Raw genomic sequence first — 12141 nt, forward strand, 5'->3', positions numbered from 1 at the left:
ATGAAAGCATCTCATTACTGGCACTGTTTTGTGGGTATCCAGACCCGGGAGTGGCTGCGGTTCTGGCAGCAGCGGACCCGCTTCGCCAGCGCGCTGGTGCGGCCACTGTTGTGGCTGGTGGTGTTCGCCGCCGGCTTCCGGGCGGTGCTGGGGATTTCCATCATTCCACCCTATCAGACCTATATCACCTACGAGACCTACATCGCCCCGGGGCTATGCGGGATGATCATCCTGTTCAACAGCATGCAGGGGGCCCTGTCCATGGTGTATGACCGGGAGCTGGGCAGTATGCGAGTGCTGTTGATGAGCCCGTTGCCGCGACCGTTCCTGTTGGTGACGAAGCTGCTGGCGATGGGAGTGGTATCGATCGGGCAGGTTTATGTGTTTCTGCTGCTGGCGTTACTGGTGGATGTGGAGCCGCCGCTCTGGGGCTATCTGGCGGTGTTGCCGGCGCTGGTGCTGACCAGTCTGATGCTGGGGGCACTGGGGCTGCTGATCGCCACCTGGGTCAAGCAGTTGGAGAACTTTGCCGGGGTGATGAACTTCGTTATTTTCCCGATGTTTTTCATGTCCTCGGCTCTGTATCCGCTGTGGAAAATGAACGAGGCGAGTCCGTGGTTGTATTGGGTCTGCCAGTTCAATCCGTTTACCCATGCGGTGGAGGCGATCCGGTTTTCGCTGTATCTGGAGTGGAATCCGGTGGCTTATGGCATTACTGCCGGGGTGACGGTGGTGTTGGCGCTGCTTGCCACGGCGGGTTTTCGGCCTCAGCGGACGAAGATTCTGGGGACGCGACCGGTTTCCTGAAGCCCTCAGCCTCCGGAGTTGGAAGGCGCTGGGTGGGGCTGTCCAAAACCCGCTCCTTCGGCACGTCCCTGTGACGCTTGAGCTCCGCCATCCTTGGCTCCGCACAGTTTTGGACAGCCCCACCCAACGCCTTCACTTGGCTTAAGTGAAGGCTTGTCAAATAACTACTTCCAGTTCCTCAGACTACCTGATCCAACGTGCGTAACCGTTGAACCAAACTATCCACTCCAGATTGCGCTGCAATTGTGCCATCCCATTGCAAACACGCCGGCTGGCCATCGAGGTACCACAGCCGGTTCGCCAGATCAGTCGCGTCCCGGGCGTCGTGGGTCACGCAGATCATGGCCATTGTCGGGTACCGGTCCAGCAAGTCGATGATCAGGTTTTTGAGTTCGGTGGCACGGACCGGATCGAGGGACGCGAACGGCTCGTCCAGCAGCAACAAATCCGGCTGGATCGCCAGACAACGGGCCAGCGCGGCACGGCGTGCCATGCCCAGAGAGAGTTGGTCGGGCAGATGATCGGCGTAACCGGCAAGTCCGACACTGGCCAATATGCGCTCAATGTCAGCGTTACCGACACCTACGATGGCCAGGTTCTGGCGCAGGGTGCGCCAGGGTAGCAGCCGGTGTTCCTGGAACAGGTACCCTACCCGCGTTTTGTCCCGGCCAGGGACGGCCGCGTCAGGCATGGATCGGTCGAGGCCGGCGATGGCATTAAGCAAAGTCGTCTTACCGATGCCAGAAGGGCCGAGCAGGCAGATGCGGTCACCGTGCCGGATGGTGGTGAAGATTTCCCCAAGCACCGGCTGGCCGAAGCTGCGCCCCTCGATTCTCAATTCAAGCATGGGCCAACTCCGGTTTCCGCCAGCGGTTGGCGCGGCGTTCCACAGGTTGCAGGATGGCCAGTTCAATGAACTGGACGACGGCGATGAACGCCAGGCTGTAGGCCAGGATGGTGGCCACATCAAAGACCTGGAAGGCCAGGTGTAGCTTGAAGCCGACGCCGCTGGAGCGGCCGAGCAGCTCGACCACCAGGACGATTTTCCAGATCAGGGCAAGGCCCCCTCGGGTGGCGGCCATCAGGTAGGGAAACAGTTGGGGCAGCCAGACTTCCCGAAATCGCTGCCAGCGGGTGAAGCGGTACACCGTGGCCATATTTTCCAGTTTCGCATCGAGGCTCCTGGCGCCCTCTCGGACGGTGACCGCGACGTTGGGGACTTTGTTGATCACCACCGCCAGTACGGCAGCCACTTCCACCAGGCCGAACCAGACGTACATGAGGATGATGGTCACCAGGGCCGGGAGGTTGAGCAGCACCACCAGCAATGGGTCAAACAGCGCGTTGGTGGTGGCGGAGCGGCCCATGGCCACTCCGATGGCGGTGCCCAGGGCCATGGCCAGTATAAAGGCGACAAGGACACGGCCGAGGGTGGCGCCGAGGTGGTACCAGAGTTCGCCATTGGCGGCCTCGGCCGAGAGGGTATCCAGAACCGTTGCCGGTGCGGGTAACAGGGAGGTGTCGAGCACGGCGGCCAGGCTCGCCCAGGCCAGAATTACAGTTGGCAGGACCACCCAGTAGCTCCAGGCGGGTGGCTGGCCGGTCCGGGGTATCACTCTCCCTCCCGGTAGAACAGTGTGGCGGGCATGAGGTGGTCGGGGTCGGCGCCGGTCAGTTCGAGCAGGCGTTGCAGGTCCACTGTGCGTTGGTCGGTCAACGGTTGCGGGATGCCGTCAACGAAGCCCTCACGAAGGGCATCAAATTCGCCGGGGGCCGGGTTCCGCATCAAGGTTTTGATCCGCTGCCAATGCCCGGGTTCGTCCGCCAGTTGCTGTTTGGCGGCTCGCAACGAACGGGCGAAGCTGTCGATCAGTTCGCGGTGGGTCTGCGCCCAGGCCCCGGGAAAGACGTAGCCGAGCACCGGCAGGTTGGTGTCAAGGCCCAGCTCGGTGAGCAGGTCTTCCATGGCGAAGGCGGACCGCCATCCGCTCTGCCCTTTCAGTCGGGCGGCAAAATGCCAGTAGGTGACGATGGCGTCGACCTGGCCCCTTTTCAGGGCCTGACTCAGCAACGGCGGCGCACCGAATTGAAGCTCCACGCTGTCTGCCAGGGAAATCCCCTGCTGATCGGCCACCCGGTTCAGCAGTATCCAGCCCTTGCTGTCGGGACCTCCGGCGACACCGATGCGGCGGCCGGCCAGGTCGGCCAGGGACTCAATATCGGAATCCTCGGCCACCACGATGTCGCCGACCTGGGAGGAAAACGGGACATAGAGATAGGGCGCACCGGCGGCATAACGGGACTGGGCCCAGAGCAGGTCTGCGACGGCGCCGTCGACACTGCCGCTGGTCACCGCCAGACGGGACGCAGGCAGATTGGCAACGGGCCGGAGCTCCAGGCGGTACCCGTTCGCCTGGTCCAGACCCTGATGTTTCAGGTGGTCGAGCTCCCAGTGGGCGGTGCCGAATTGCAGCACGCTCAGGGACAGGACCGGTAAAGGCTGCGACTGCGCCGATCCGGTTGCCAATAGGAGCGCGAGGATCAGACCCCTGATGAGGCAGACGCCGGGTTCCCGGTGTTTTATTGTTCTTTCTCGGTTCATATCTCCACGATACGAACCCTGAGAACCATCCAGAATAGTACTTTGGTGCCTGTTTTTTGGTGCGATGGTCGCATTCAACCGATAGCCGATATGGCGTGTAATGAAACGATCACAATAATAATCAGGGGAAAGGTTCAACCGCCCCTGCAAAGGAGGACGCCATGCTGAACGAGCCTGATGCCGCACTCTCTCCGGAAAACCGCTATCATGACTCGGGTACCAGTCCTGACATCGACAACAAACAGGCGGAGACATTCATGGAGCCGGCGTACAAGATTCTGATTGCCGACGACCACCCGCTGTTCCGCGAAGCCATCAGCAGTGTGATTTCTTCCGGTTTCGAAGGCAGTGAAATCATCGAGACCGATGACCTCGACAGCGCCCTGGAGATCACCCGTGAGAACGACGATCTGGACCTGATTCTGCTGGATCTGAACATGCCGGGTATGCACGGCCTCAATGGTCTGATCACGCTGCGCAATGAGGCGCCCAGTATTCCGGTGGTCATTGTCTCCGCCGAGGAAGACAAACAGGTTGTTCTTCAGGCCATCACTTACGGGGCCGTGGGTTTTATTACCAAGTCCTCGCCCAGGGCCCAGATGACCGAGGCGATCCAGCAGATCCTCAACGGCAACGTCTACCTGCCCTCCGACATCATCCGCACTGGCAAGGAAAGCAGCCATCGCCGCAGCCGTGGCGACGACAATCCGATCTCACCGGAACTGCTCAACTCCCTGACCCGCCGGCAGCTGCTGGTGCTGGAGCGGATGTCCAAGGGGGAATCCAACAAGCAGATTGCCTATAACCTGAACATTGCAGAGACGACGGTGAAGGCTCATGTGTCCGCCATTCTCCGGAAGTTGGGGGTGCATAATCGGGTGCAGGCGATCTTGTCGGCCAGTGATGTGGATTTCAGTCAGTATCTGAAGCGCTGACCTTGAACCCGGGCCAGTCATGAACATGGGGTCAGATGAACGAGTTCATCTGACCCCTGAGCAGGGCGAACCATGGGCTACCCCAATCGGGGTCTGAAGAAAGCCTTCTTCTGACCCCATCTTCACCCAAGCCCCCGACTTCACCCCCGAATCACATGATTCAGCACACTCCGCAACTTCAGCGGCTTCACCGGCTTGTTCATCAACAGGTAGCCCAGTTCGCGGATATGCTGCTTCAGCTCGTTGGTGTAATTGGCCGTGATCATCAACACAGGCGCCGGAACCGCCCGCCGGCGGTTGATTTCCCCCACAACGTCGACCCCGTTTTCCTCGTTATCGAGGTGATAATCGGCAAGGATCAGATCCACCGGGCTTGATTCAGGTGCGAGCTGGCGCTCCAGATCCTCAAGGGAAGCCGCCGTCACCACCCGGCAGTCCCAGCCCTCGAGTAGGGTTTTCATGCCCTGGCAGATGGCCTGGTCGTTGTCGATGACCCACACACGTGCCCCGCTCAGGCCATCGTCCAGGCTGCCCACCCCTGAGTTATCCGCTCCCGGTCCACCCGGCCGCAGCTGGCCAAGGGGTACCCTTACGCTGAACACAGAGCCCTTGCCCTCCACCGAAGACACGGTCACCTCATGCCCAAGCATACGGGAGATCTTGTCCACGATAGCCAGGCCCAGGCCGAGGCCCTTGTCCGCCTGCGAACCACTGGGCCGGATTCGCTTGAACTCCTGGAAGATTTCCGTGAGCTTATCGTCGGGAATACCGGGGCCGGTATCCCATACCTGCAACAGCACGTGATCTTTCCGCCGCCGACAACCCAGCAGAATGCGACCTGAACTGGTGTAGCGGATGGCATTGGTGAGGAAGTTGCGCAGTATCCGGGCCAGCAGCTGCGAATCGGACTCCACCACCACGGATGAGGGCACAAAATCCAGGATCAGGTTTTCCGCCAGCGCCATCTGGCGGAACTCGCGGGCGATGTTGTTGAGCAGATCCCGCAGGTCGAAGGCGGTGACGTCCGGCTTGATCACGCCGGCATCCAGCTTGGAGATGTCCACCAGCGTGCCGAGCAGGTTCTCGACGTCATCCAGGGAAGTGCTGACCGAACGCACCAGTCCCTCAGCCTTGGGCCCGAACGACTGTTCCTGCAGGGCGCTGGTAAACAGGCGGGCCGCGTTCAGCGGTTGCAGAAGATCGTGGCTGACCGCAGCGAGGAATTTGGTCTTGGACATGTTGGCGCGCTCGGCTTCCTGCTTGGCATCCCGCAGTCGGGCCTCCACGGTCGCGCGCTCCGAGATTTCCTGACGCAACTGGTTATTGAGCCCGGTCAGGGCGGCGGTGCGTTCCTTCACCCGACGCTCGAGGTTATCGTAGGCCTGCTCCAGTGCCAGGGCGGTCTTGCGACGGTCGGTAATATCCCGAATAAGCACGAAGAAGCCGATGATGTCTCCGAACTCATCGAAATTGGGAACGTAGGAGCGCAACATGTAACGCACTTCGCCATCCTCGCCCGTCTCCTCCAGCTCGAAGGTGACGTTATGGCCGTCCAGGACTTCGAGGATCTGGGGCAGCAATCGCTGGTAGAACTCCGGGCAGTGGATCTGATCCAGCCGCTGCCCCAACAGGTGGGTGCCGTCCCGTCCGTACCAGGCCTCGTAGACCTTGTTGCAGAACTGCACGGTCATATCCGCGCCGACATAGGCTATCAGGGCCGGCACATGGTCGGTGACCACACGGATCCAGCGCTCGCTCTCTTCCAGGGCCTTGATCCGGCGCGCCATCTCGCTGTTCTTGACGTCGGTGATGTCGGAATACAGCACCACCAGACCACCTTCCCGGGTCGGCCGCTCGGTCACCTGTACCCATCGGTCATTGGAGAGGAGGAATACGGCACCTTCCGCGTCTTCATGCCGGTGCTCTTCGACAATGAGTCCCGAAGCCACGGCCCGGCCTTTGACTTCCTGAATGGAGGTGCCGGCATCCGGGGCGCTGACACCCACATGACGCCAGTAGCTGAGGAAGCGGCTGTTGCTCTGGATCAGTCGGTGCTGGCGATCAAACAGAGCAAAACCGTCGGCGATGCTTTCAATGGCATCGCTGAGCCGCTGGCGGGTGGTCTCCGCTTCCTCCCTCGCCCAGCTCAAGGCCTTGTTACTGGCCTTGAGTTCCTCCATGGCGTGGTTGAGGGCATCGGTACGCTCGCGAACCTGCTCGGCCAGGATCACCGAGTGCTCGAACGCCGCATAGGGCTCGGGTTTGTGGGCCACACCGGATTCAACCCGCACAATCAGGGCATCCCGGATGCGGCGCAGCCGCTGGTTTTCTGCCTCCAGTTCGGCGATACGCCGGTCCTTCAGCTCTTCCTTGAGATCCTCAGGATGTTCCCGAGCTGGCATCAGGCTGGCCAATCACCACCCCCGTAAATGTCTGGTTGATATGCATGCCGTCGAACTGTTCGCCGTAGGTGTTGAAGCCGATGACCTTGTGATGCCGCAGGAATTCGGACACTGCATCCACCTCACCGGTCAGTTCCGCCTCCAGACGGCGCAGGAAACAGTCGCAGCCGATGGTGACCAGCGGAGCCCCCACCACCCGCTCGGAGGCCTCAATCTGCTGGCGCACGCTGTCGAGCAGGCCCTCCGGCTCCATGGCGGTCATCACGATTCCGGTCTCAACGGCGCAATAGAACGTCAGGCTGCCGTCAGAATTGACCCGCTGGATCGAGCGGACGAAGTAATGGCCGCCAATCTTCACGCCCAACGGCCTGAGGGCGAAGGTCTTGCGGTCCAGATCATCCACGCTGACACCCACCGCCCGGGCATAGGCTTCTGCCGCCGGCTCCGCATTCAGCTCTAGCACGGTGCGGCTTTCCGGGCAGGCATCTGTGACCACCAGTTTCTCGCTGCGATCCACCATGTGATGGGTGGAGAACACCCGAAAATCCAGCGGCGTGTTCACCAGCATCACCGTGGCCGCTCCGGTGTGGAACTGGCCGTCAAAAAACACATGGGTGTTGGCCAGGCGCTCGTCGTCGCCGGCCGATCCGCCAAACTGGGGAATGGTGCCCAGCGCTGAATTGAGGGTGGCAAGTACCAGTTCTTCCCGGCTGGACAGGCCATCCAGCAGGGTAATGGCAAAGGTATTGCCCTTGACCGGGGCCAGCCTGGCGTCCCGGCAGGTCGCGAGCAGGCCGTCGATAACGCCCTGGGCATCCTGGAGTGTGAAACGGTTGAGCTCCGAGATCAGGGCACAATCGATGGCGAAATAACGTTGGTCAAAGCCGATGGCGGTAATGCAGCCCCGGCCATAACCGTCCGGGGTGATTTCCCCGGCCGAGGTGCAGCCGCAGACACGGGCATCCGGGAAGGCACGGTCCAGTGCCGGCCCGAGCCGCTCCAGGTCGTACTCGGCGGAGCAGAAGAACAGGACACAGCCGAGGTGCTCGTGGTTCAGCTGGCTGGCAAGCTGGGTGGCCGCCAGCACCGGATCTCGCACGCTCGCACTTGCCACCCTGACTGCCGGCAGGGTCGTCGCTGGCCTCATGGTCACCGGCTCCAAAGGTTTCGGGATTTCCTCCGATTCTACGGCATCCCCGTAACCAGCCAATGCGACTTCCGTGCTTTTTATCGGCGCGCCAAAATGATCATAAGCCATTGATTAAACAGCCTCCTTCATCAATGCCCGGTGGCGCCAGCCAGTCAGATGCCAACAAACCGGCACTTTAGTCTTAGAAAGGTGCGCCCGGCGCCCGGCTTCCTGCCGGGCATCGGGACAACTCCATCGTGACGATAACGCTCAGAAGGTGACGATGGCACCCAGGGCAATGGTGTCCGCGTCCACCAGGTCCGCGCCGGTTGATTTGGCCACCTGCTCAAACATATTGTATTCGGCGACCACCTTCAGGTTGCTGTTGATGTCATGGAAAAGCGCCACCGAGGTATTCTCGGTCTCGAAGTCACCCTGGTCGGAATCGGTTTCACCGTATGACAGGACAAACCGGTTGGCACCAAGGGTATAGGAGCCCTGGATCAGGTACCCGTCGGCATCTTCCTCGGCAATGGGCGCAGCGGTATCGGTGATCAGCACCGGCACATCCCCCTCGGAGGTGAACCCGGAACCGGTCAGAGAGAACCCGGCAACAGAGGCCTTCAGACCGTAACCAAGGCCAGTGGAATCGACGGTAGTCGTGGCGTTTTCCGACTTCTGGGATCGACCGTTTACCCAACCGGTGAGGTTGATGCCATTCAAATCCGCACTGTAGGTCACTTCCGCTTCAAAGCGGGGTGCCGACTGTTCGGACTGAGCACCCGGGGTGGTGTTGGCCGGCTCAAAAATACCCGCCGCCACTTTCAGCCCGCCCATGTCCGGCGAGCGGTAGGTAATCTGGGCGGAGGGATTCGGGTACGGGTAACCGGACCGGATGTTACCGAAGGAGACACCGGTGGCTGCACCCGGGGAGCCGAAGCCCATGAGGATTTCATCCAGGAAGATGTTGGACCGGGCATAGAGACCGAAATCCTTACCAATGAGCACCTGGCCGAAGGAACCGTCAACCGTGGCATACAGCTGACGCACGTCGATGGCGGTGTCGGTGGGTGATTGCAGGCTGTCATTAATGGTGGACCAGAACGAGGAACGGCCACCCAGGGTCAGGTCACCCATCTCCTTGCTGAAATTGAAGCCAATGGTGTTCGGCAGGAACCCCATTTTCACATCGGAGTTCCGGGTATCGGCTACCTTGTCGTCCCGGTTCACATAGAAAGCATTGAAATACCCGTCAACCGAAAACGAGGTGCCGTCTTCGTTAAAGACCTCAACCGCCGCATTGGCTCCTGCGCTTGCACCCATGGCTGCTGCCATGGCCAGTACCAGACCTGACTTTCTGAAGTTGTTGTTTTTCATAATTCCCCCGGTTGTTGTTGGAAATCGGGATTGCGGACCTGAGGCAGGTCGACAATCCGGGGCGCAATCTGTCGCCCGAATTCCATGGTCGGGGAAGGGAGAAAGGGGGGAAATGCCACAAGGGAGCAGGTTTGCTGCTCATTTGGGAGGGTTCAGAACCGCAACTTTGGGATTACGACCCACCCGGAAAACGGTCCAGCTCCTGAACGCAGTCATCCAGGAACCCCGAGGGGTCCGACATCACCGACTCGTCCGCCACCACACCGAACTGGACCTGGCCGGCGTAACTCGCGATGCTGATACCGACACCGATATCGCCGGCCTGCGGCACCCAGAACATCTGTTCGGTAATCCGGCAACCGGCAAGATAGCGCGGCTCCCGTTTGCCGGGCACGTTCGACACCACCACGGACGCCTTGCGGTAGAACACATCGGCAATAGGCTGGCGCAAGGGATCGGGGATCACCGAGGCAGTGGAGGCCAGCCCCCAGGCAATCCCGGGCTGCCAGCTTTTCTTCAGCCGGCGGGTTTCCTGTTTGATCCGGTACAGCCGCTCAAGCGAACTTTCGCCATCCACCGGCAGCGGTACAAATACGGTACCAAAGTAATTTCCCAGCGTTCCGGGCTTCGGTTTCAGCTCCTCGGGCAGACGGCCCCGGATATCCACTGGCACTGCGGCGTGCATGACAGCCTCTTCCAGCTCATCATCACTCAGCCCTAACCTTGGCCGCGCCGCCGCTGCGACACAGCTGAGCAATACATCATTGATGGTGACGTTGGTCGCCCGGGCAATGGAACGGAAGCGTTCGAGCGGGACGGGGGCCGACCAACGGCAATGTCGCCTGCCCAGCAGCGGGCGCCGGAGGCCGGATGGGGAGTCTTCGGGCTCCACCAGAAAGTCCGTGACTTCGCTCAGCAAACGCAGGCCTTTCTGGGCATATTGGTCTAACGTCTGCCCTGCGTGCTCCAGGGATGCTGTCGCCGATCGGGACTCATCGGCCCCGTGCTCCCGATCTTGTTGCCCCTGCGCCAACTGTTCAAACCAGGTCTGGGCAGTGGCGGTCCAGCGGGAAAACTCACCCTGTTCCGGCGCGCCATAGAGCGCCGGATGCTGCCTGGGTGAAGCGGGACAGAGCTGATCAAAGACTCCCAGCAGGGACAGACCATCGGCGTAGCAGTGGTGCATCCGCAACACCAGCGCCGCCCCACCCGGTGCGTTGGGTGCCAGCCAGAACTTCCACATGGGACGGAACAGCGGCAGGGGTTCATTCAGCCGGGCGGAGACCCATTCCTGCAGCCCCGCCTCGGAGAAGCGCTCGATGACCACATCCAGGTGACGCCGGACATCGAACTCGGGATCCCGCTGCCACCACCAGCCCGGCCCCCGCTGCACCGGACGATGCAGAAAGCGCTCCCAGGCAATCCAGTACACCTTCAGAAATTCACGAAACCGGGGTGCGGTGAGCCCATCGACCCTCAGCATCACGGTTATCGTCATCGGATTATCCGGGCGTTCCAGTGCCAGCCAGGCCGAATCTGCGGGCAGCAGGAGATGCGATTGCGCTTGACTCAAACCTGAGGGTCCCCGGGGTCAGTAAGATCCAATGGTACGTAAAAACCGAACATCGCATTGTGCCAGACAACCCGAAACGGCTCCACACGCCGACCGCCGCACGCAGTTACAAAAAATTACACGTGAGTAACTGTTCAGTCCTATACTGGTTATAAGCCTTGATGCAATGGTTATTAGCGGTCCGGGACACTGTTTATTGGCCGGGGTACGCCGAAAAAAGTGTGCCCAGCGCCAATAAAAGCCCGCCACCATCGCGGTACAACAAGGTTACCAGCACAAACCAATACCAATAACCGACATTTGCAGTGCTGGGGGGAGAGCAGGTATGAAAGCGAGTCATGTTCGCAAGCTGATCAAGCCCATCGAGAGTGCCTACTCCGAGATGTTCTCGGGCCGGGTCTATCGTGTGGGCAAAGGTGCTGTTTCGGTCCGCAACCACAGTGGCAAGGCGGAGCAGACGGTTATTGGTGTGCACGGCTTTCTGGAGAACCACTGCTACTTCACCCAGGCCTACGAAGGCGCCACCACCGAACTGATCCTGCTGACTTGCAGCAACTACCACATTCCGGTGAACGGGGTCACACCCGAGACACCGGACTGGGAAGTGCCGATCACGCATCTGGAAGGCACCATCGAATACGATGCCTGCATTCTCAACCAGGCTCTGGCCAATCTGCCGACCACCCGTAACATCCGTGTTCACGGCCACTCCCGTGGCGGCGCGGTGATTCTGGAAGCCATGAAGCAATGGCCCGAACTCTACGAGGATGTGGAAGTGGTACTCGAGGCCCCGGTACTGCCCCAGGGGCGGCTGCACGGTCTGGTGACCATGCTGCTGGAACCGGTCAGTCATGGCATGTGGCCCTGGCTGATCCGACTGATCAACAGTGCGCCCCAGTCTGCCTACGGCCAGACTTTCTTCGGCAAGATGAATCCGCGCAAGAAACAGTTGCTGAGCAAGCTGTTCTCTGCCACCAGGGACCACCTGACCATCGTCCGCAACATCGAGAACATCATGGACTGGATGACACGGACCGATACCTCGGTGTATCAGCATATCCGCCACGGCACCTTCCTGATCCCGGCGGTTGACCGGATCCTGGACCGGTCCGCCATGCTGGCCAGCGCCCGTCAGAGCCCGACCACCATGCGGATCGTGGAAACCGAGGCGCCAAGTCACTTCATTACCCTGGACAGCAAGGAATGGGTTCCGGGCTTCGAGACCCTGTCGGCAACTGCCCAGGGCTGACCCTGCTGCATCTCCGTTTCCGCTCCGCTAAACTGGCGCCCCCATCCACGGTTTAGCGGAGCTGCCC

At 60.7% G+C, this 12141-nt stretch carries 10 protein-coding genes; 3 read left to right on the forward strand and 7 right to left on the reverse strand.

Annotated features, from left to right (window positions below; genetic code table 11):
- The gene (locus tag ACQUTG_RS03710; protein ID WP_428918093.1) at positions 1–807 is read left to right on the forward strand and encodes an ABC transporter permease; all 807 of its coding nucleotides are present in this window, start codon (positions 1–3) and stop codon (positions 805–807) included.
- 178 nt (positions 808–985) lie between these two features.
- Here the strand turns inward: ACQUTG_RS03710 and ACQUTG_RS03715 are convergent, their stop codons facing one another.
- From ACQUTG_RS03715 to ACQUTG_RS03725, 3 genes are read right to left on the reverse strand one after another with little or no spacing between them, the layout of a single operon-like run.
- Positions 986–1654, reverse strand: coding sequence for an ABC transporter ATP-binding protein (locus tag ACQUTG_RS03715; RefSeq protein WP_428918094.1), 669 nt, complete (start codon positions 1652–1654; stop codon positions 986–988).
- Positions 1647–2420 (reverse strand): ABC transporter permease, encoded by a 774-nt coding sequence (locus tag ACQUTG_RS03720; protein WP_428918456.1) that lies wholly within the window; start codon positions 2418–2420, stop codon positions 1647–1649. The genes ACQUTG_RS03715 and ACQUTG_RS03720 overlap by 8 nt, the downstream gene beginning before the upstream one ends.
- Entirely contained in the window at positions 2420–3409 is a 990-nt protein-coding gene (locus tag ACQUTG_RS03725; protein ID WP_428918095.1) for an ABC transporter substrate-binding protein, read from the reverse strand. Before ACQUTG_RS03725 ends, ACQUTG_RS03720 begins: the two co-directional genes overlap by 1 nt.
- A gap of 257 nt (positions 3410–3666) precedes the next feature.
- On the opposite strand from ACQUTG_RS03725, the gene ACQUTG_RS03730 reads away from it, so the two are divergent.
- Entirely contained in the window at positions 3667–4344 is a 678-nt protein-coding gene (locus ACQUTG_RS03730) for a response regulator (RefSeq protein WP_428918457.1), read from the forward strand.
- 140 nt (positions 4345–4484) lie between these two features.
- On the opposite strand, the gene ACQUTG_RS03735 is transcribed toward ACQUTG_RS03730, so the two are convergent.
- The 4 genes from ACQUTG_RS03735 to ACQUTG_RS03750 all read right to left on the reverse strand — a co-directional run bounded on the left by ACQUTG_RS03735 (position 4485) and on the right by ACQUTG_RS03750 (position 10825).
- Positions 4485–6746 (reverse strand): NahK/ErcS family hybrid sensor histidine kinase/response regulator, encoded by a 2262-nt coding sequence (locus ACQUTG_RS03735; protein WP_428918096.1) that lies wholly within the window; start codon positions 6744–6746, stop codon positions 4485–4487.
- Positions 6724–7893, reverse strand: coding sequence for a nitric oxide-sensing protein NosP (gene nosP, locus ACQUTG_RS03740; protein WP_428918458.1), 1170 nt, complete (start codon positions 7891–7893; stop codon positions 6724–6726). The genes ACQUTG_RS03735 and nosP overlap by 23 nt, the downstream gene beginning before the upstream one ends.
- 252 nt (positions 7894–8145) lie before the next feature.
- Complete coding sequence (locus ACQUTG_RS03745) at positions 8146–9252, reverse strand: porin (protein ID WP_428918097.1); 1107 nt, start codon at positions 9250–9252, stop codon at positions 8146–8148.
- A gap of 172 nt (positions 9253–9424) precedes the next feature.
- Positions 9425–10825: a WS/DGAT domain-containing protein gene (locus ACQUTG_RS03750; protein ID WP_428918098.1), complete on the reverse strand. Its 1401-nt coding sequence runs from the start codon at positions 10823–10825 to the stop codon at positions 9425–9427.
- A gap of 325 nt (positions 10826–11150) precedes the next feature.
- Here ACQUTG_RS03750 and ACQUTG_RS03755 point away from each other — a divergent pair, with 325 nt between their 5' ends.
- Entirely contained in the window at positions 11151–12074 is a 924-nt protein-coding gene (locus tag ACQUTG_RS03755; RefSeq protein WP_428918099.1) for an alpha/beta hydrolase, read from the forward strand.
- Positions 12075–12141: the final 67 nt, after the last annotated feature.

Origin of the sequence: Marinobacter sp. DUT-1 (genome assembly GCF_050379415.1) — a bacterium.
Classification (GTDB): Bacteria; Pseudomonadota; Gammaproteobacteria; order Pseudomonadales; family Oleiphilaceae; genus Marinobacter.